Source organism: Streptomyces sp. NPDC111520 (assembly GCF_055635295.1).
In genome coordinates this window covers 163,329-185,914 of record NZ_JBVKBW010000004.1, presented here as the reverse complement: position 1 = coordinate 185,914, position 22,586 = coordinate 163,329, and the positions used below count along the sequence as shown (strand labels likewise).

The following is a 22,586-nucleotide window of genomic DNA, read 5'->3' as shown; positions in this document are numbered from 1 at the left end:
CCTGTTCCGTTGCCCGGGGTTGTCGCCCCCGCGTACTCCAGTGCGGGCCCGTGACCGACGCCGCCCGACCGCCGCCGATGACGACGCGCTCCTCGAACGGCTGCACGCCCTCGCATGGGGCGCGGAGCAGGTGCCTGCATCGCCCGGCCTCCTCCCGGAGCGGCCCTTCCCGCCGATCACGATGGCCGAGGCCGAAGGGCCCGCAGGCGGCCCGGCGTCACTGACCGGTCGACCACCCGGTACTGCTCCGGGATGCCGACGGCTGGGTACCGGAGTGGGGCCAGGATCCTCACGACGGCCTGCGGTACGCGGCGCCCTCGCTGCGGCAGTGGCTGTGGACCTGGGCGGACGGGGGCAACGTATGGGACGGACGGCCGGGCCGGCGCGGCATTCCGGAGCCGGTGCGCCGGCGCCAGGGCCCGGACGCCGAAGGACCTCCGCAGGACGCCGCAGGGGCCGCCCCGCACGGTGCGGGACGGCCCCTGCGGCGTGGGCGGTCGCGGTCAGCAGCCCTCGACGAGGCTCTTCGGGCGGAGGTCCGTCCAGTGGGTCTCCACGTACTCCAGGCACTCCTGGCGGCTCGCCGGGCCGTGGGCGACCGTCCAGCCGGCCGGGACGTCGACGAAGTCGGGCCACAGGCTGTGCTGGCCCTCGGCGTTGACCAGGACGGAGTAGACGCCGTCGGGGTTCTCGAAGGGGTTGCTGCTCATCGGGTGGATTCCTTCCGTGTGACCAGGGCCGCAAGGGCCCGGAACCAGGTCTGCGCCAGATCCCGGACGGCCTCCTCGGTGAGGAGTTCGCCGGCATAGGCCCAGTGGGCGCTCAGTTCGGGGCCGCCGGGGCGGTCCTCGGTGAGGGCGTTGAGGGTGAGGGCGTGGGACATGGGCATCCCGGGGTCCGCGTCGAGGTCGGCGGCGTCGCCCTCGGGCGCGTACGACCAGTCGGCGGCCTCGGGGACGTCGAAGCGGCCCATGTAGTTGAACTCGATCTGCGGTTCGGCGAGCCGGGCCAGTTCGGGGCCGGTGACCGGGTTGAGGTGGCGCAGCAAGCCGTGTCCGACGCCGCCGGTGGGCGGGGCGGTCAGGTGCTCGCGGACGCGGGCGACGGCCTCGTCGGGGTCCAGGCCCGCGGGGCCCGGGTCGAGACGGACCGGGACGACGCTGGTGAACCAGCCGACGGTGCGGGACAGGTCGGCGTTGCCGGCGAGTTCCTCCTCGCGGCCGTGCCCCTCCAGGTCGACGAGGACGGCGCTGCCGGGCCCGGCGCCGAGCACCCGGGTCCGCCAGTCGGCGACGGCCTGCGCGAACGCGGTCAGCAGCACGTCGTTGACGCTCGCCCCGTACGCGGCGGGCACCCGCCCGAGCAGGGGGCCGGTGACCTCGGCGGGCAGGGTCAGCGACAGGTAGCGGGTGCTCTCGACGGTGTCGCGTGCCGTGTCCAGCGGCCGGGCCAGGGGCAGGCCGGCGCCGTCCGCGAGGACCGAGGTCCACCGGGGCAGTTCGTCCTCGCGGGACGGGTCCTGCGCCCGGGCGGTGAGCAGTTCGGACCAGCGGCGGAAGGAGACGTCCACGGGCGGCAGTTCCGGCGTGCGTCCCGCCGCCACGGCAGCCCAGGCGGTCTCCAGGTCGGGCAGGAGGATGCGCCAGGTCACGCCGTCGACGACGAGGTGGTGCAGGAGCAGCAGCAGCCGTCCCGGCTTCCCGGGCCCGGCGTCGAACCAGACGGCGCGCACCATGTCGCCGGTGTCCGGGTCGAGTCCGGCGCGCGCGGTGACCGCGTGGGCGGAGACCGCCTCCCGCAGCGCGGTGTCGTCCGCGCCGGCGACGTCGGCCCGGGTGAGCCAGGACGTCACGTCGACGGTGCCCGGGGCGGGCACGCGCAGCGCCCACTGCTCGCCGCGCTCGCCCTCGGAGCACGGCCGGGTGCGGGTGCGTTCCAGCCGGGCGCGGAGCATGTCGTGCCGGCCGGCGACGGCGCGCAGGACCGACAGCAGTCCGTCCCCGTCCATGGCCGCCGGGGTCTGCAGGAGGGCGGCCTGGTGGTAGCCCCAGATCGGGCCGCCGCGCTCGCGCAGGGCGTGCATGATCGGGGTGAGCGGGACGAGGCCGGTGCCGTCGTCGTGGGTGCGCACCAACTCGTCGCCGGCGAGCGGGACGGCGGCCTCGGCGAGGGAGGCCACGTCGCGGTGCTGGAAGACCTGGCGCGGGGTGATCCGCAGTCCCGCGGCGCGGGCCCGGCTGACGAACTGCATCGCGACGATGCTGTCGCCGCCGAGGGCGAAGAAGTCGTCGTCGGTGCCGACGGCCTCCGCGGGCAGTCCCAGCACCTCGGCGACGATGCCGCACAGGGTGCGTTCGGTGGCGTTGCCTGGCCTGCGGCCGCCGGTGCCCGCGGTGAAGTCCGGGGCGGGCAGCGCCTTGCGGTCCAGCTTGCCGTTGGACAGCAGGGGCAGCCGCTCCAGGACGACCACGGCCGCGGGGACCATGTACTCCGGCAGGCTCGCGGCGACGTGGGCCCGCAGGGCGGCCGGGTCGGCGTCGCGGCCCTCGGCGGGGACGACGTAGCCGACGAGCTGCCGGACGCGGGGCCGGTCCTCGCGGGCGGTGACGACCACCTGGGCCACGGTGTCGTGCGCGGCGAGGGCGGTCTCGACCTCGGCGAGCTCGACCCGGTAGCCGCGGATCTTGACCTGGTCGTCGGAGCGTCCGGCGTACTCCAGCTGCCCCTCCTCGGTCCACCGGGCGAGGTCGCCGGTGCGGTACATGCGGGCGCCGGGCGGGCCGTACGGGTCGGCGACGAAGCGCTCCGCGGTCAGGTCGGGGCGCCCGAGGTAGCCGCGGGCGAGTCCGGCGCCGGACAGGTACAGCTCGCCGGTGACGCCGGGCGGGAGCAGGCGCAGCGAGGCGTCCAGGACGTAGGCGCGCGCGTTGTGCACGGCGCGCCCGACGACGGGGCGGTCGCTGTCGGCGACGCGGCCGACGAGGGCGTCGACGGTGGCCTCGGTGGGCCCGTACAGGTTGAACGCCTCGGTCGACTCCAGCGCGGCCAGGCGTGACCAGAGGGCGTCGGGCACGGCCTCGCCGCCGACGCCGACCACGGCCAGCGGGCAGTGGCCGCCCTGGACCAGGCCCGCGTCGGCCATCTGCGTGAGCAGCGAGGGGGTGACCTCGATGAAGTCCAGCCCCTCGGCGCGGATCCGCTCGGCGAGCAGTTCCGCGTCGCGGCGCGTCTCGTCGTCCACGATGTGCAGCGCGTGGCCGTCCAGCAGCCACAGCTGCGGCTGCCACGAGGCGTCGAAGGAGAACGACCAGGCGTGGCCGACCCTCAGGTGGCGGCGGCCGGTCAGTTCCTTGGCGCGGTCGTGCAGGTCGTGCCGGTGGCTGTGGAAGAGGTTGGCGAGGCTGCGCTGGGTGACGACGACGCCCTTGGGGCGGCCCGTCGAGCCCGAGGTGTAGATGACGTACGCCGGGTGGTCGGGGGCCGGTGCCTGCGGCGCGGCCTCCGGCAGCCCGTCGAGTGCGTCCAGGCTGAGCACCGGGACGTCGGTGCCGGGGAGGGACGCGGCGAGGGCGTCCGTGGTGAGGATCAGCCGCGGGCGGGCGTCGGCGAGCATGCCGAGCACCCGGTCGGCGGGCAGGTCGGGGTCGAGCGGCAGATAGGCGGCGCCCGCCGTCATGACGGCCAGGATCGCCGTGATGTGGTCGGCGGTGCGCGGCAGCGCCAGCGCCACGATGCCCTCGGGGCCCGCACCGGCGCCGGCCAGCACGCGGGCCAGCCGGCCGGTGCGTGCGGCCAGTTCGGCGAACGTCCACGTCACAAAGCCGTCGGTGACGGCCACGGCGTCAGGTGACGCGGCGGCCTGCGCGGCGAACAGGGCGGGGACGGTGGCGTCGCCGGTCCGCGGGAGCAGGGCCGTGTCGTTCCAGGTCTCCAGCAGCAGCCGGCGGTCGGCGTCGGTGAGGATGCCGAGCCGTCCGACCGCGACGTCCGGGTCGGCGGCCATCGCCGCCAGCACGGAGAGCAGGGCCGAGGCGATCCGCCCGGCGGCGGCCGGGGTGAACAGGTCGGGGCGGAACTCCGCCGTGAGGCGGAGGCGTTCGCCGGGCTCGACGGCCCAGGCGAAGGGGTAGTGGGTGGAGTCCTCGTGCTCGCGGACGGACAGGCGCAGGCCCGCGTCCGCCTCCTCGGCCACCGGGTAGGACTCGAAGACCACCAGCGTGTCGAAGAGGTCGCCGAGCCCGGCGCCGCGCTGGATGTCGGCCAGGCCCAGGTGCTGGTGCGGGAGCAGGCGCGACTGCTCGTCCTGGAGGCGGTCCAGCAGGGCGCCGACCGGCTCCTGCGGCCGCAGCCGGACACGCACGGGCACGGTGTTGATGAACAGGCCGATCATGGACTCGACGCCGTCCAGCTCCGGCGGGCGCCCGGCCACGGTGGCGCCGAACACCACGTCGTCGCGGCCGGTCAGCCGGGACAGCACGACCCCCCAGGCCGCCTGCACCAGCGTGTTGACGGTGAGCCCGCGGTGCCGGGCGAGCGCGCCGAGCTCGCGCGTCAGCTCCTCGCCGGCCTCGACGGTGCGGGTGCGCGGCACGGCCGGCGCCCGGTTGGCGTCGGCGGGCACGAGGTGGGTGGGCTCCTCCAGGCCGTCCAGGGCCGCGGCCCAGGCGGCCGCCGAGGCCGGCTGGTCCTGCGCGGCGAGCCAGCGCAGGTAGTCGCGGTAGGGGGCGGTGGCGGGCGGGGTGGTCCCGTCGTGGAGGGCGGTGAGTTCCGCCATCAGCCGGGGCACCGACCAGCCGTCCAGCAGCAGGTGCTGGTGGGACAGGACGAGGCGGTGGCCGCCGTCGCCCGTACTGGCCAGCAGCAGGCGCAGCAGCGGGGGTTCTGCGGGGTCGAAGCGGCGGCGTTCCTGCAGCAGCAGGCGCTCCCACTCCGCCTCGGCGTCCGGGGCGGCCGTGAGGTCGACGTGGCGCCAGGGCAGCGGCACCGAGCGCGGCACCAGGGCCACCGGACGGCCGGAGGAGAGGTAGCGGAAGCCCGCGCGCAGGCTCTCGTGCCGGTCGAGCAGGGCTTGCCCGGCGGCGCGCAGCCGCTCGGGGTCGAGTTCCCCGTCGATGTCGTACGACACCTGGACGGTGTAGACGTCGGGGCCCTGGTCGCCGGAGTCGAAGGAGGCGTGGAAGAGCAGGCCCGCCTGGAGCGGCGAGAGCGGCAGTGGCTCGGCCGTTCCGGCGCCGGAGAGTTCGGCGCGTTCGGCGTCGGTGAGGCCGGGCAGCAGCTCGGCTCCGGTGTCCGTGTCCCCGCCCTGGTGGACGGTGTCGGTGGCGACCGCCGCCAGACCCGAGGGGGTCTTGTGGCGGAAGACGTCGCGCGGGGTGATCGTCAGCCCGGCGGCACGCGCCCGGACGACGAGCTGCATGGCGACGATGCTGTCGCCGCCCAGGGTGAAGAAGTCGTCGTCCGCGCCGACGCGTTCGAGGCCGAGGACGGCGGCGACCAGTTCGCACATGCGCTCCTCGCGCGGGGTGCGCGGCGCTGTCGCGGTGACCTGGGCGGCGAAGTCCGGTGCGGGCAGGGCCGCGCGGTCGAGCTTGCCGTTCGGCGTGAGCGGCAGCGCGTCCAGAACCACGAAGGCGGCGGGCACCATGTGCTCGGGGAGCGCGGCCGCCGCTGCCGCGCGCAGGGCCGCGGTGCCGGGCTCCTGCCCCGGGACGGGGACGACGTAGGCCACCAGGCGCTCGTCACGCGGCACGACGGTGGCCGAGGCGACCGCGGGTTGCCGGGTCAGCACGGCCTCGATCTCGCCCGGTTCCACGCGGAAGCCGCGCAGCTTGACCTGGTCGTCGACGCGGCCGAGGTACTCCAGCTCCCCGTCGCGGGTCCAGCGGGCCAGGTCGCCGGTGCGGTACATGCGGCTCCCGGGCTCCCCGTACGGGTCGGCCACGAAGCGCTCGGAGGTCAGTGCGGAGCGGCCGAGGTAGCCGCGCGCCAGCTGGACGCCGGCGAGGTACAGCTCACCGGGCACGCCCGGGGCGACCGGACGCAGCGAGGCGTCCAGCACGAGGGTGCGGGTGTTCCACACGGGGCGGCCGATCGGGACGGTGCCGGCTCCCGGCGCGACTTGGTGGGCGGTGACGTCGACGGAGGCCTCCGTCGGGCCGTACAGGTTGTGCAGCCCGGCCGTGCCCAGCACCTCGTGGAAGCGGGCGGCGAGCGGGGCGGGCAGCGCCTCGCCGCTGCAGATCACGCGGCGCAGGCCGGTGCAGCCCGCGGTGGCCGGCTCGTCGAGGAAGGCGCGGAGCATCGACGGCACGAAGTGCGCCGTGGTGACGCCGGCCCGCTGGATCAACCCGGCCAGGTACGCCGGGTCCTTGTGGCCCTCGGGTCGGGCCACGACCAGCGCGGCGCCGGTGACCAGCGGCCAGAAGAACTCCCACACCGACACGTCGAAGCCGGCCGGCGTCTTCTGCAGCACGCGGTCGCCGGGGGTGAGGCCGTAGGCGTCCTGCATCCACAGCAGGCGGTTGACGATGCCTTCCTGCGGTACGACGACGCCCTTGGGGCGGCCGGTCGAGCCGGAGGTGTAGATGACGTACGCCGGGTGGCGCGGGTCGTGGGCCTGCGGGAGCGGGCCGGTGGGGGCGCCCGCCGCGGGGGCGCCGTCGGCGTCGACGGTCAGGCGCGGGACGCCGGTGCCGGGTAGGGCCACGCCGTCGGTGGTGACGGCGCACGCCGGGCGGGCGTCGCCGAGCATGAACGCCAGCCGCTCCGCCGGGTAGCCGGTGTCCAGCGGCAGGTAGGCGCCGCCCGCGCGGTGGACGGCGAGCAGGGTGACGACCAGGGCGGCCGAACGGGGCAGCGCGACCGCCACGGTGGACTCCGGGCCGACGCCGGCGCCCGCGAGGACGTGGGCCAGGCGTTCGACGCGGGCGTCGAGCTCCGCGTAGGTGACGACGGCGTCCTCGACCACGAGGGCGGTCGCGGACGGGGTGGCCGCGGCCTGGGCGCGGAACAGCTCCGGGAGGGTGAGGCCGGGCACGGCGCGGCCGGTGGCGTTCCACTCCGTCAGGACACGGGCGCGCTCGTCGTCGTCCAGTACGTCGATCTGCCCGACCGGCCGCCCGGGTTCGGCGGCCACCTGCTCCAGCAGCCGTCCCATGCGGCGGGCGAGGAGTTCGGCGGTCGGCCGGTCGAAGAGGTCGGCGCTGTACTCGATCCAGCCCTGGATGCCGTTGCCCTCGCCCTCCTCGACGAAGTCGAAGCTGAGGTCGAACTTGGCGGTGTCCTGGGCGACCGGCTCCGGCCGCACCGTCAGGCCGGGCAGCGCGGGCGTGCCGGCGCGCTCGGCGAGGTGGACGACCATCACCTGGAACAGTGGGTGACGGGCGAGCGAGCGGCCCGGGTTGAGGGCTTCGACGAGCCGCTCGAAGGGCAGGTCCTGGTGCTCGTACGCGGCGAGGTCGGCCGCCCGTACGCGGCGCAGCAGCTCCGCGAAGCCCGGGTCGCCGGACAGGTCGGTGCGCAGCACGAGGGAGTTGACGAAGAAGCCGACCAGGTCCTCCAGGCGTTCGTCCGCGCGTCCGGACACGGGGGCGCCGAGCGGGATGTCGTCGCCGGCGCCGAGCCGGTGCAGCAGGGTGGCGACGGCGGCCTGGGAGACCATGAACATGCTGGCGCCCTCGCGGCGGGCGAGCGCGCGCAGGGCGCGTTCCAGCTCGGGCGGGACCGTGAAGCCGACGGTGCCGCCGGTGTGCGAGGACTCCTGGGGGCGCGGCCGGTCGGTGGGCAGCGTCAGTTCCTCGGGCAGGCCCCGCAGGGTGGTGGTCCAGTACGCGAGCAGGTCGTCGCCGGAGTGCTCCAGCAGTTCGCGCTGCCAGAGGGTGTAGTCGGCGTAGCTCACCGGCAGCGGGGCCCGGTCGGGGGCGCGGCCGGCGGTGCGGGCGGCGTAGGCGGCGCCGAGGTCGGCGAGCAGGGCCCGGTCCGACCATTCGTCGGTGGCGATGTGGTGCAGTACCAGCTGCAGTACGTGCTCGTCCGGCCCGGTCGCGGACAGGGCGGCGCGCAGCGGCAGTTCGCGCTCCAGGTCGAAGGGGCGCGCCGCGATCCGGGGCAGTTCCTCCGGGGTGGCGGCGTCGAGCGTCACGCGCGCCTGCTCCGGGGCCAGTACGTGCTGGTGGGCCACGCCGTCCACGACGGGGAAGACCGTGCGCAGGGTGGAGTGGCGGGCGACGAGGTCGTTCAGCGCCGCCTCCAGTGCGGCGCGGTCGAGGGCCCCGGTCAGGCGCCAGGCGGCGGGGAGGTTGTAGGTGGGGTCGTCGGCGTCGACCTGGTGCAGCAGCCACAGCCGGTGCTGGGCGGAGGAGAGCGGCAGCCGCTCGGGCAGGACGTTCCCGGCGGTCAGGGCGGGGCGTGCGGCGGCCCCCTCCCCTTCCAGCAGGGCGGCGAGCCGGGCGACGGTGGGCGCGTCGAAGACGGCCCGCAGCGTGACCTCGGCACCGAGCGCGGTGCGGACACGGCTGATCAGGCGCATCGCGAGCAGCGAGTGGCCGCCGAGCGCGAAGAAGTCGTCGTCGATGCCGACCCGTTCCAGGCCCAGCACGGCGGCGAACTGCCCGGCGAGCAGTTCCTCGCGCGGGGTGCGGGGCAGCCGTCCCCCGACGGCCGCCGACAGGTCGGGCGCGGGCAGCGCGGCCCGGTCGAGCTTGCCGTTGACGGTGCGCGGCAGGGCGGCCAGGGCGACGAACGCCGCGGGGACCATGTGCTCGGGCAGCGCGGCGGCGGCGTGGGCGCGCAGCGCGGCCGGGTCGGGGTCGTGGCCGGCGGCGGGGACGACGTACGCGACGAGGCGCGGCACGCCGGGGGTGTCCTCGCGGACGAGGACGGCAGCGGCCGACACACCGGGGCCGGCGGTGAGGACGGACTCGATCTCGCCCGGCTCCACGCGGAAGCCGCGGATCTTGACCTGGTCGTCGGTGCGGCCCAGGTACTCCAGTGAGGAATCGGCCCTGCGGCGTGCCAGGTCGCCGGTGCGGTACATGCGGCTCCCGGGTTCGCCGAAGGGGTCGGCGACGAACCGCTCGGCCGTCAGGCCGGGCCGGCCGAGGTAGCCGCGGGCCAGGCCGGCGCCCGCGAGGTGGAGTTCGCCGGGCACGCCGAGCGGTGTCGGGCGCAGCCGCTCGTCGAGGACGTACACGCGCAGGTTGTCCAGCGGCGCCGCCCACTCGGGGGCGCCGCTGTGTCGGCCGTAGGCGTCGACGGAGGCCTCTGTGGGCCCGTACAGGTCGTGGACCCGCGTGGCGGGGAGCGCGGACAGCCGCTGCCACAGGGCGGGCGGGGTGGCCTCGCCGCCGACGGTGAGGACGGCGGGCGCGTATCCGCCCGGGGTGAGGAAGCCGTGGTGCGTGAGCTCGGCCAGGAAGGTGGGGGTGAGGTCGACGTAGTCGGCGGCGCAGGCCTCCAGGTATGCCAGGAGGGCGGCCGGGTCGGTCATCGTCGTCTCGTCGACGACGTGCAGTTCGTGGCCCGCCAGCAGCCACAGCAGCGGGTCCCAGGAGGCGTCGAAGCTGAACGAGGCGGTGTGCGCGGCCTTCAGGACCTCGCGGCCCGTGGCGCGGACGGCGGGTTCGATCATGTCGCGCAGGTGCGCGCCGAAGAGGTTGGACAGGCCCTGGTGGGTGCCGATGACGCCCTTGGGAGTGCCGGTGGAGCCCGAGGTGTAGATCGTGTACGCGGCGCTCGCCGCCCGGTGGACGACCGGGCCGGCGGGCTCGGCCGCGGGCAGCGGGGCGTCGTACAGCAGTCGCGCGGCGCCCGGCACGGCCGGGAGGCGTTCGGCGAGGTCGGCGGTGGTCAGCAGGCAGACCGGGCCTGCGTCGCGGAGCATGAACTCGAGGCGTTCGGCGGGCAGTGCGGGGTCGAGCGGCAGGTAGGCGGCGCCGGAGGCGAGGACGCCGAGGATCGCCGGGACCATGGCGTGCCGCGGCAGTGCGAGGCCGACCACGCTGCCCTCGGCCGCGCCGTGCCGGCGCAGCAGGGCGGCGAGGGCGTCGACCCGCTCGCCCAGCCCGGCGAAGGTCAGCGCGCCCTCGGCGGTCACCAGCGCCGTCCGCTCCGGGTGGGCCCGGACGGTGTCGGCGAGGATCTCCGGTACGGCACGGGTCTCGGCGCCGTACCGCGCGGTGTCGTTCCAGGCGACGGCCGCGGCCTCGTGCTCGGCGGGCGTGAGCAGGTCGAACTCGGCCAGCGGGAGGTCCGGGTGGGCCGCGGCCTGCCGCAGCAGCAGGACCAGCCGGGCGACGAGCAGCGCGGCCGTGGCCTCGTCGGCCAGGTCGGTGGCGTACTCCAGCAGCAGCGCCAGCGGGCGTGCCTCGCCGTGGTCGACGAAGGTGAAGTCGAGGTCGAACTTGGCCGTGCCGGTGTCCATGTCGAACCACTCGGTGGGCAGTCCGAAGACGTCGGGGTCGCCGTCCGGGCGGTGGTGGTAGCCGAGCATGACCTGGAAGAGCGGGTTGCGGCCCGCCGCGCGCGGCGGGTTCACCGCCTCCACGACCCGGTCGAAGGGCAGGTCCTGGTGCTCGAAGGCCTCCAGGGCGGACTCACGGACCCGAAGCAGCAACTGACGGAACGTCAAAGCATTGCCGGACAGGTCGGTGCGCAGGACGAGGGTGTTGACGAAGAAGCCGACGAGGTCGTCCAGGCCGCTGTCGGTGCGGCCGGCGATGGGCGCGCCCAGCGGGACGTCCTCGCCCGCGCCGAGGCGGTGCAGCAGCGCGGCGGTGGCGGCCTGGAACAGCATGAACATGCTGGTGCCGGTCGCCGTGGACAGCTCCCGCAGCTCCCGCCCGAGGACGGCCGGTACCTCGCCGCGCACGATGGCGCCGGCGCCGGTGGGCGCGGCGGGACGCGGCCGGTCCAGGGGCAGCGGCAGCTCCTCGGGCAGGTCGCGCAACCGGCGGGTCCAGTAGGCGAGTTGGGTGTCGCCCACGGCGCCGAGGAGGCGTTCCTGCCAGAGGGTGTAGTCGGCGTACTGGACGGGCAGCGGCCGCCACGCCGGGGCGGAGCCCACGGCGCGGGCGGTGTAGGCGGTCGTCAGATCCGCCATGAAGGTGCGGTCGGACCATTCGTCGGTGGTGATGTGGTGCAGTACGACGGCCACCACGTGGTCGTCGCCGCCGACCCGGAACACCTCGCAGCGCAGGGGCAGTTGCTCCGTCAGGTCGAAGGGACGGCGCTGGGCCGCCTCGATGAGCCCGGGGAGGTCGGACTCGGCGGCGTCGGCCACCGTGAACCCGGGCCGGGCGTCGTCCGCGGGGACGATGCGCTGGTGGGGCTCGCCGTCCTGTTCGCCGACGAGGGTGCGCAGCGCCTCGTGGCGGCCCGCGACGTCGGCCAGGGCCTGCCGCAGCGCGTCGGTGTCGAGGGCGCCGCGCAGCCGGAAGACGAGCGGGAAGTTGTAGGCGGCTCCGCCGCCGGTGAGCCGTTCCACCAGCCACAGGCGGCGCTGCGCGGCGGAGAGCGGGACGCGGCCGGGTCGTTCCGCCGCCGCGGTGAGCGCGGGGCGGACGGGCCGTCCGGCGTCCGCGCGGCCCGCGAGCAGCGCGGGCGTCGGGGCCTCGAAGAGGTCGCGGATGGCGAGTTCGGCGCCGAGCTCGGTGCGGGCCCGGCTGACCAGACGGGTGGCGAGCAGGGAGTGGCCGCCCAGGTCGAAGAAGTCGTCCTCGGCGCCGACCGACGGCAGGGCCAGGACCTCCGCGAAGAGGCGGCACAGCACCTCTTCCTGGGGGGTGCGCGGTCCGCGTCCGCCGCCGAGGGCCACGGCGGGCTCGGCGTCGGGCAGCGCCCTGACGTCGAGCTTGCCGTTGGCGTTCATCGGCAGCCGGTCGAGGGTGACGAAGGCCGCCGGGACCATGTACTCGGGCAGCTCGCGCTTGAGGTCCTCGCGCAGCACGCGGACCAGGGCGCTCGCGTCGCGGCCCGCGCCCGGGTCGTTGGCGTAGGGGGCGGTGCCGCCCCCCGGCCGGTAGAGCCCGGCGGTCGTGCCCGCCGTGCCGGCGGGGACGAACACGGCCTCGCAGGTGCCCGTCTCGGCGCCCCAGGTGGTGAGCACGCGGTAGCCGAGACCGGCGGCCAGGTCGTGCAGGGTCTCCGGGTCGACGCCGTCCGGCCTCACCCGGCCGTCCGGCACGCCCGTGACGCGCAGCCGCTCCGGCCGCTGCTCGCGCAGGTGCGCGGCGAGGTCCGGCGACCACGCGGCACGGGGCTCGTCGCCCAGCCGCACGGCGGGCTCGCCGTGGTAGAGCACGGCGTCGTAGCGGTGCCGGGTCAGCTCGTTGTGGCGGCGTCCGCGCTTGGTGCGCAGGTCGAGTCCGTAGCCGAGCCGCGCGAAGAAGTCGGGGTCGACCAGGAGTTCCTTCTCCAGGCGCAGGCCGCGTTCCACGGCCCGCTCGAACCCGGCCCCGGCCGTGCCGCGGGCGTGCTGGATCTCGGTGTGGAAGGTGCGGGCGAGCCGCAGGTTGCGGACGTCGCCGACGAAGAGCGCGCCGCCGGGGGCGAGCAGTTCCATGGCGCCGCGCACGACCGACTCCAGGTAGGCCGCGCTCGGGAAGTACTGGATCACGGAGTTGATGACGACCGTGTCGAAGTACCCGGTGGGCAGCCCCTCCAGGTCGTCCGCGGGACGGCAGCGCAGCTCCACCTTGGCGGCGAGGGCGGGGTCGCGCCGCAGCTCCTCGCCGATCTTGCGGATGACGGGGGCGGCGAAGTCGGTGGCCCAGTAGGACTCGGCGTCCGGGGCCAGCCGGGACAGCAGCAGGCCGGAGCCGACGCCGATCTCCAGGACGCGGCGGGGCCGCAGTTCGCGGATGCGGGCGAGGGTGGCCTCGCGCCACTCGTGCATGTCGTCGAAGGGGATGGGCTGCCCGTCGTAGGAGCTGTCCCAGCCCGCGTACTCCTCGGTGAAGACGGCGGTGGAGATCTCCTCGTACTCGTCGGAGTAGATCTCCTGCCACTCGCCCACCTGGGCGCGCTCGGTGGACGCGCGTTCGTCGGCATCAGCGGGGGCCGGGACGACGTAGCCGACCAGCCGGTCGTCGCGGACGACGACGGCGGCCTGGGAGACGCGCGGGTGCCGGCTGAGGGCGGTCTCGATCTCGCCGGGCTCGACGCGGTAGCCGCGGATCTTGACCTGGTCGTCGGTGCGGCCGAGGAAGTCCAGGTTGCCTCCCCCAGCCTCCGGCCGGGGGGACCCCCAGTTACGGCGTACGAGGTCGCCGGTGCGGTACATGCGCTCGCCCGGCTCCCCGAAGGGGTCGGCCACGAACCGCTCGGCGGTCAGGCCCGGCCGGTCCAGGTAGCCGCGGGCCAGCCCGACGCCCGCGATGTACAGCTCGCCGGGCACGCCGTCCGGCACCGGCCGCAGCCAGGCGTCGAGGATGTGGGCGCGGGTGCCGCGGATGGGGCGGCCGACGGTTGGGGTGGCGCTGTCGTGGGTGCCGCCGCCGAGGGTGTTGATGGTGTACTCGGTCGGGCCGTACAGGTTGTAGCCGTAACTGCCCTCGGTGTCGCGCAGCCGCGTCCAGACCGTCTCGGGGACGGCCTCGCCGCCGAGCAGCACCAGCGGCGGGACGTGCCCTTCGAGCAGCCCCTCCTCGATGAGCAGACGGGCGTAGGTCGGGGTGACGTTGACGACGTCGATGCGGTGCCGCTCGCAGTAGGCGGTCAGGGCGTGGGCGTCACGGCGCAGCTCCTCGTCGCAGACGTGGACCTCGTGGCCCTCGACCAGCCACAGCAGTTCCTCCCACGACATGTCGAAGGCGAAGGAGACGGTGTGCGCCACGCGCAGCCGCCGTCCGCCCGCCGACGCGATGGCCGGGGCGAAGATCTCCTTCTGATGGTTGAGCTGCATGTTCGTCAGGCCCCGGTAGGGGGTGACGACGCCCTTGGGGCGGCCGGTGGAGCCGGAGGTGTAGATGACGTACGCGGGGTGCTCCAGGCTGAAGTCCGCGACGACCGGGGCGTCGGACAGCTCCGCCAACTCGGCGGCGACGGCGGGGTCGTCGAGGAGCACCCGCGGGGTGTCCGCTTCGAGGGTCGCGGAGACGGCGGCGTTCGTGAGGAGCAGCAGCGGCCGGGCGTCCTCCAGCATCAGGGAGAGCCGGTCGGCCGGGTGGTCGAGCTCCAGCGGCAGGTAGGCGGCACCGGTGCGCAGCACCGCGAACAGGGCCACGACCATCTCCGCGGAGCGCGGCAGTCCCAGCGCGACGACCTTCTCCGGTCCCGCGCCGCGGGCGAGCAGCAGCCGGGCCGTGCGGTTCACGGCGGCGTCCAGCTCCGCGTAGTCCAGGGTGCGGTCGCCGAAGACCAGGGCGGTGGCGTCCGGGGTGCGGGCGGCCTGCGCGGCGAGCAGGTCGGCGATGGTCTCGGTGGGCTCCGGCACCCTGCTGCCGGCCCACTCCCGCTCCAGCGCGGCGTGTTCGGCGGGCAGCAGCGGGTCGAGACGGCCGACGGGGGCCGTCAGGTCCTCGGCCATGCCCTCCAGCAGCAGGGTGAAGCGGTCCAGCAGCGCGCGGGCGGCCTCGTGCGGGACGACGTCGGGGCGGTGCGCGAGGGTGACCAGGACACGCTGCCCCGGCGTCACGATCAGGTTGACGGGGTAGTGCGTGGCGTCGACGTTGGCGACGGCGGTGGCGCCGTGCTCGGTGCGCAGCCGCTCCAGCCGGTCCTCGGTGTCGTTGTTGCGCAGCACGAAGAGGGTGTCGAACAGCCGCCGGTGGCCGGTCTCGGCCTGCAGCACCCCGAGGCCCAGGTACTCGTACGGCATGAGTTCCAGCCGTTCGCCCTGGATGCGCCGCAGCAGGTCGAGGACGGTCTCCGCCGGGTCGAGGGCGACGCGGGCGGGGACGGTGTTGAGGAACATGCCGATGACGTTCTCGACGTCCGGGACTTCGGTGGGCCGGCCCGCGACGGTGGTGCCGAAGACGACGTCGGTGCGGCCGGTGGCGGAGGCCAGGGTCAGGCCCCAGGCGGCGTTGAGCACCGTGTTGAGGGTGAGGCCGTGGGCCCGTGCCCGGTCACGCAGCGAGTCGCCGAGCTGCGCGGGCAGCAGCGCGTCCAGTTGCTCGGGGATGACGGGTTCCAGGCCCGCGTCGGCGACGGCCGGGACGAGCAGGGTGGGCTCCTCCAGGCCGTCCAGGGCGGCACGCCATGCGGCGGTCGCCGCGGCGTCGTCCTGGGTGCCCAGCCAGGCCAGGTAGTCCCCGTAACTGCCGGGGCGCGGCAGGCCGGTGTCCTCGCCGCCGGTCGCGTAGAGGGCGAAGAGCTGGTCGAGGAAGAGCCAGGCGGACCAGCCGTCCCAAAGGATCAGGTGACGGCCGATGACGAGGCGGTCGCCGCGCTCGGCGCCGAGGCGCACGAGCAGCATGCGGAACAGGGGCGGCGCGGACAGGTCGAAGCGGCGGGTGCGCTCGGCGTCCATCAGGGCGCGCAGCCGCGCCTCCTGCTCGTCGGCGGGGAGCGCCGACAGGTCCACCGTCTCCAGCGGCACCTCGGGCTCGTCGACGATGAACTGCACGGGCTGGCGCAGTCCTTCGCTGGTGAACCCGGCGCGCAGTCCGGGGTTGCGGGCGAGCAGGGTGCGGGCGGCGGCCCGCAGCCGGTCCTCGTCCAGGCGCTCGGCGAAGTCGAAGGTCTCGTGGACGGTGTAGACGTCGAGGGCGCCGCCGTCGTAGGCGGAGTGGAAGAACAGGCCTTCCTGGAGCGGGGCGAGCGGCCAGATCTCGGCGACCGCTCCCCCGGCGGTCCGCTGGACGCGCCCGGTCTCCTCGGGGGTCAGCTCGGGGCGGACGGGGCCGGTGCGCTCCGTGGTCGCGGCGCCGGTGCGGGCGGCCAGGGCGAGGGCGGCGGGGGTGCGGTGCTCGAAGACGTCGCGCGGGGTCAGTTCGAGTCCGGCGGCGCGGGCGCGGCTGGCCACGCCGATGGAGCTGATGCTGTCGCCGCCGAGGAGGAAGAAGTCGTCGTCGGGACCGGCGTCGGGTAGGCCCAGGACGGCCGCGAAGACCTCCGTCAGCGTCCGCTCGCGGTCGGTGCGCGGGGCACGGGCGGGGGCCCGCTCCGCCTCGGGCGCGGGCAGCGCCGAACGGTCGAGCTTGCCGCTGGGGGTCAGCGGCAGCGCGTCCAGCACGACGAAGGCGTCCGGGACGAGCGGCGCGGGCAGCACCTCGGCCACGGCGGCACGCAGGGCGCCGGTGTCGGGGCGGGCGCCGCGCGTCGGCACGACGTACGCGACGAGGCGCTGCTCGCGCACCGTCACCGCGGCCTGGGCGACGTCCGGGAGGCGGACGAGCGCGGCCTCGGTCTCGCCGGGCTCGATGCGGTTGCCGCGCAGCTTGACCTGGCGGTCGGTGCGGCCCAGGTACTCCACGACCCCGTCGGCACGCCGGCGGACCAGGTCGCCGGTGCGGTACATGCGGGTTCCGGGCGCGCCGAACGGGTCGGCGACGAAGCGCTCCGCGGTGAGCGCGGAACGCCCGTGGTAGCCGCGGGCGAGCTGCACACCGGTCAGGTAGAGCTCGCCGGGCACGCCGTCCGGCACCGGGTGCAGGCAGGCGTCCAGGACCCGCAGGCCCGTGTTCCACACGGGGCGGCCGATGGGCACGGTGGTGCCGGGGGCGCCGTCGAAGGGGTGGTGGGTGACGTCGACGGCGGCCTCGGTGGGCCCGTAGAGGTTGTGCAGCGGCACTCCGGTGAGCGCCTGCCAGCGCGCGGCGGCGGCGCCCGGCAGGGCCTCGCCACTGCTGAGGACGCGGCGCAGGCTCGCCGCCCACGACGCGTCGGCGGTCACCTCCGAGGTGCTGAGGAACGCCTCCAGCATGGAGGGCACGAAGTGCATGGTGGTGACGCGCTGTTCGCGGACGAGCCCGGCGAGGTAGGCCGGGTCGCGGTGCCCGTCGGGGCGGGCGAGGACGACGGCGGCGCCCTCGCACAGCGGCCAGAAGAACTCCCACACGCTGACGTCGAAACTGGACGGGGTCTTCTGCAGCACGCGGTCGCCGGCCGTCAGCCCGTACTCCCCCTGCGTCCAGGCGAGGCGGTTGACGACGGCGCGGTGGGTGACGACGACGCCCTTGGGGCGGCCGGTGGAGCCGGAGGTGTAGATCAGGTACGCCGGGTCGTCGGGCCGGGCCTGCTCGGGCGCGACGGGTTCCGCGGCCTCCTCGACGGCGTCGATCAGCAGCGGCGTCAGGCCCGCCACCTCGGGCAGCCGCGGGACGTCGGCCGCCGTGGTGACGACGGTCGTCGCGCCGGAGTCGGCGAGCATGTAGGCGACGCGTTCCGCCGGGTAGTCCAGGTCGACGGGCAGGTAGGCCGCGCCGGACTTGAGGACACCGAGCAGCGCGACCATCAGCTCCGCCGAGCGCGGGACGGCGACGGCGACGAAGCGCCCGGGTCCCGCGCCGCGGGCCCGCAGCCGCACGGCCAGCGTCTCGGCGCGCGCGTCGAGTTCGGCGTACGTGAGGGTGGTGTCGCCGTACACGACGGCGGTGGCGCCGGGCGTACGGGCGGTCCGCGCGGCGATGGCGGCGGGCAGTGTGGTGGCGGGGACGTCGCGGACGGCGCCCTCGAGGTGGGCGGTCTCGTGCTCGCGCGGGGTGAGCAGGCCGACGGAGGCGACCGGGCGGCCGGGGTCGTCGGCGATCGCCTCCAGCAGCAGCGTGAGCCGGCCGCCGAGGGCGCGGACGGCGCCGGCGTCGATCCTGCGCGCGTGGTGCTTGAGCCGCAGGTCCATGCGGCGGCCGGGCTTCACGATGAGGGCGAGCGGATAGTGCACGGTGTCGTGGAAGGCGTGGCCGGTGACGCGCACGGTGCCCGAGGGGTCGGCGAGGCCGGTCTCGGCGGGGTAGTTCTCGAACACGACGAGGGTGTCGAAGAGTTCGCCGCCGCCCGCGTGCCCGGCGGTGCGCTGGATCTCCGCGAGGCCGAGGTGCTGGTGGTCCAGCAGGGCGCTCTGCTCGTCCTGCAGCCGGCGCAGCATCGTGCCGAGCCCGCCGGCCGGGTCCCAGACGAGCCGGGTCGGCAGGGTGTTGATGAAGAGGCCGACCATGGAGTCGATGCCGTCGACGGCGACGTCGCGACCGGAGACGGTGGTGCCGAAGACGACGTCCTGCTGTCCGGTGAGCCGGCCCAGCAGCAGGCCCCAGGCGCCCTGGACGACGGTGCCGAGGGTGACGCCGAGTTCGCGGGCGCGGGCGGCGAGCCGGGCGGTGACGCGCTCGGAGAGTTCCAGGCGGATCTGCGCGGGCTCCACCGGGCCGCTGTCCGCGGGGGTGTCCACCAGGCGCGTCGGGCCCTCGAGCCCGGCGAGCGCGGTACGCCAGGCGGCGCGGGCGGCGTCCCGGTCGGCGGCGGCGACACCGCGCAGGTAGCCGGCGTACGCGGGCACCTCGGGCAGGGGCGCCGGGTCGTCCGCGTACAGCGCCATCAGCTCGCGGTGCAGGACGGGCAGCGACCAGCCGTCCGCGACGATGTGGTGGAACGTCAGCAGCAGGCGGCTGCGGTCCGCGCCGAGGCGGACGAGCGCACACCGCAGCAGCGGCGGCCGGCCGAGGTCGAAGGGGCGGGACCGCTCGTCCGCGGCGACGGCGTCCGCGAGGCCGCGGCGTACGCCCTCCTCCTGCGCGGACACGTCGACCTCGCGCCAGGGCAGCGCGGCCCCACGGGTGACGACCTGGACGGGCCGGCCGTCGGGGAGCTGGCGGAAGCAGGCGCGCAGCGGGGCGTGCCGCTCCAGGAGCCGCTCCATGGCGCGGCGCAGGGCGGCGCCGTCGACGGGACCGGACAGCTCGACGGCCTGCTGGACGACGTAGGCGTCGTGGTCGGCGCCGTCGACGAGGGCGTGGAAGAAGAAGCCCTCCTGGAGCGGGCCGAGCGGCAGCACCTCGTCGACGCCGGCCGTCATCCCGCCGCGCAGGGCGTCGAGTTCGGCGTCCGTCAGGGACACCAGCGGCGCGTCCTGCCCGCCCGCCGGGGCGTCGTCCGGACCGCCCTCCTGGGCGACCTCGGCGAGCGCGGCGACGGTGCGGTGCCGGAAGACGTCGCGCGGGGTGAGGCGCAGGCCGGCGCGGCGGGCGAGCACGAGCAGCTGGATCGCGACGATGCTGTCGCCGCCGAGGGCGAAGAAGTCGTCGTCGATCGTGACGTTCCGCACGCCGAGGGCCTGCGCGTACAGGGCGCACAACAGTTCCTCGCGGGCGTCGCGCGGGGCGCGGCCCGAGCTGAGGGCGGCGTAGTCGGGGACGGGCAGGGCGGCGCCGTCGAGCTTGCCGCTGGGCGTCACCGGCAGCCGGTCCAGGGGCACGAGGGCCGCGGGGACCATGTACTCGGGCAGGAACTCGGCGGCGTGCGCGCGCAGCGTCCGCATCAGCGCGGTGACGTCGCGGAAGGGGGCGGGCCGGTTGGCGAGCGGGCGGCCGCCGGCGGGCCGGTACAGCTCGCCGGGGTCGGCGCCCTCGGGGACGAAGACGGCGTCGAGGCTGCCGTCGTCCGCGTCGCCGGTCCAGGTCAGGACGGCGGACAGGCCGTGCCGCGCGGCGAGTTCGTGCAGCGACTCGGGATCGACGCTGCCGGCGCCGTCGGCGCCGGGGCGGCTGCTGTCGTCGAGGACCGCGAGGGCGTCGAGGTCCTCGGTGAGGCGGGCGTTGGGCACGGCGGTGACGCGCAGCCGCTCCGGGCGCGCGGCGAGCCGGGCGTCGAGGGCGGGCAGGCCGCCGAGCGCGGCCCACGCGATCTCGTCGCCCCCGCCGGGGGTGGCGTCCGCCGCGGGGCGCAGCACGACGTCGTAGCGGTAGCGGGTCAGCTCGTTGTGGTGGGTGCCGCGCTTGACGCGCACCTGCGCGGCGAAGCCGTCGAGGCCCGCGAACCAGTCCGGGTCGACGAGGAGTTCGCCCTCCCAGGCCACCGAGCGGTCGACCGCGGCGCGCAGCGCCTCCTTGTCGGCGGCCCCGGCGGCGGCGCTGCGGTCGCTCTCCACGGCCGCGCGCAGGGTGCGCAGCAGCCGCAGGTTGCGGACGTCGCCGACGAAGAGGGCGCCGCCGGGCGCCAGCAGCGCGGCGGCCTTGCGCAGCACGTCCTCGAGGTAGTCCGCGCCGGGGAAGTACTGGGCGACGGAGTTGATGACGACGACGTCGAAGTGGCCCTCGGGCAGTCCGGTGGTGTCGTGCGCGGGGCGGGCCGACAGCTCGACGCGGCCGGCGAGTTCGGGCACGTCGCGGATCTGGGCGCGCAGCGCGGCGACGGCCTCCTCGGAGACGTCGGTGCCCCAGTACGCCTCGCAGCCGGGGGCCAGCCGGGACAGCAGCAGGCCGCTGCCGACGCCGATCTCCAGGACGCGGCGCGGTGCGAGGGCCGCGATGCGCTCGACGGTGGCCGCCCGCCACTCGCGCATGTCGGCGAGGGGGATGGGCAGCCCGTCGTACATGCTGTTCCAGCCGGCGAAGTTCTCCCGGAAGCCCTCGGAGCCCGCGGCGGAGTAGAGGAGTTCGTGCAGGTCCTTCCACTCGGCGACCTCGGCCTCGCCGTCGAGCGAGGGCACGACGTAGGCGGCCAGCCGCCGGTCGCCGGGCCGGTCCTCGCGGACGACGACCGCGGCCTGGGCGACTGCGGGGTGGGCGCGCAGCACGGACTCGATCTCACCGGGCTCGATGCGGAAGCCGCGGATCTTGACCTGGCTGTCGACACGGCCGAGGAACTCCAGCCGCCCGTCCGCCTTCCAGCGCACGAGGTCGCCGGTGCGGTACAGCCGCTCCCCCGGCTCGCCGAAGGGGTCGGCGACGAAGCGCTCGGCTGTCAGGTCGGGCCGTCCGAGGTAGCCGCGGGCGAGTCCGGCGCCGCCGAGGTAGAGCTCTCCCGCGACACCCGCCGGGACGGGCCGCAGCCGGGCGTCGAGCACGTAGGCGCGGGTGCCGGGGTCGGGCACGCCGATGGGCACGATGGTGCCGGCCGGGGTGTCGGGGTCGCACCGGCCGAGCGTGGAGTTGGTGGTCGCCTCGGTCGGGCCGTAGGCGTTGAACATCATGCGGCCGCGCGCGTAGCGGCCGACGAGTTCGGGCGAGACGCGCTCGGTCCCGGCGAGCAGCGTCGCCTCGGCGGGCAGGTGCACGTCGTCGGGCATGGCGGCGAGCAGGGCGGGCGGCAGGATCATGAAGGTGATGCCGTGGGCGTTCGCGTAGTCGGCGAGCGGCGGCCCCGGGACGCGTCGTTCGGAGGGGACGACGACGAGCCGGCCGCCGGAGAGCAGGCCGAGGCACAGGTCCCAGAAGGCGACGTCGAAGCTCGGGGAGGCGAACTGCAGCACCCGGCTGTGCGGGCCGATGCCGAAGCGTTCGCTCTGGGTGGCGACGAGCTTGGCGACGCCGGCGTGGGAGAGGACGACGCCCTTGGGCCGGCCGGTGGAGCCGGAGGTGTAGATGACGTAGGCGGCGTTCGCGACCGTCAGCCGGCCGTCGAGGTCGGGGGCGCTTTCGGGCAGCCCGGCGAGTTCGGCGACGGTGTCCGGGGCGTCGACGACCAGTGTGGGGACCTCGCCGGGCAACTCGGCGGCGACCTCGGCGGTGGTGAGGAGGCAGACGGGGGCCGCGTCGGTGAGCATGTAGGCGACGCGGTCGGCGGGGTAGTCGGTGTCGACCGGCAGGTAGGCGGCGCCGGACTTGAGCACCGCCACCTCGGCGACGACGAGTTCGGCCGAGCGCGGCACGGCCAGCGCCACCACCGTCTCGGGGCCGGCGCCCCGGGCGGCCAGGGCGTGGGCCAGGCGGTTGGCGCGGGCGTCGAGTTCGGCGTAGGTGAGGCGGACGTCCTCGAAGACCAGGGCGGTCTCGTCGGGCCGGGCGCGGACCTGCTCGGCGAACATCGCGGGCCAGGTGGCGAGCGGCACGTCGTGGCCGGTGTCGTTCCACTCGTGGAGGAGGCGGTGCCGTTCCGGCCCGTCCAGCAGCGCGAGGTCGCCGACGGCGCGGTCCGGGTGCGCGGTGGCGTCGGCGAGCAGGGTGGCGTAGTGGCCGAGGATCCGGTCGACGGTCGCGGCCTCGAAGAGGTCGGGGCGGTACGCGGCGTGGACCTCGCCGGTCGTCACCCGCAGTGCGAGGTCGAGGGGGCCGCCGGCCCAGTCGCCGGGGGCGAAGCCGGTGTTGCAGAGCAGTCCGCCGCCGCGGGTCGCGGTGGCGCCCACCTCGGCGGCGAGGTCGCCGGCGGGGACGCGGTGGGCGCGGGCCCGCTCCGCGGCCTCGGAGACCCGCGCGGTGAGTTCGGCGAAGGTGGTGTCCGCTATGAGGGCGACGCGCAGCGGCAGCCCGTCGTGGGCGAGGACGAGGTCGGTGGCGCCGCCGCCGTAGTGGTGGAGCAGGGCGACGTACGCCGCGAGGTGGCGGTCCTCCTCCGCGGCCGTGCCGGGCAGGGCGCGGGAGCGCACCGCGGGCGGTCCCGCGGGACGCTGCGGGTACGGGAGGTCGATGGGGAGGGCGGTCTCCTGTGCGAGCGGGATCAGCCGTTCGCGCCAGAAGTCCTTTGCCGTCATGACCAGTTCTTCGTTACCCGACACA

At 75.7% G+C, this 22,586-nt stretch carries 2 protein-coding genes; both read right to left on the bottom strand.

Translation table 11 applies throughout. The annotated features are described in order from the left end of the window. Window positions 1-503: 503 nt before the first annotated feature. The gene (locus tag ACZ7MY_RS11185; RefSeq protein WP_499601087.1) at window positions 504-710 is read right to left on the bottom strand and encodes an MbtH family protein; all 207 of its coding nucleotides are present in this window, start codon (window positions 708-710) and stop codon (window positions 504-506) included. Further along, window positions 707-22,561 (bottom strand): non-ribosomal peptide synthase/polyketide synthase, encoded by a 21,855-nt coding sequence (locus ACZ7MY_RS11180; protein ID WP_499601086.1) that lies wholly within the window; start codon window positions 22,559-22,561, stop codon window positions 707-709. Before ACZ7MY_RS11180 ends, ACZ7MY_RS11185 begins: the two co-directional genes overlap by 4 nt. Between the last annotated feature and the right edge of the window lie 25 nt (window positions 22,562-22,586).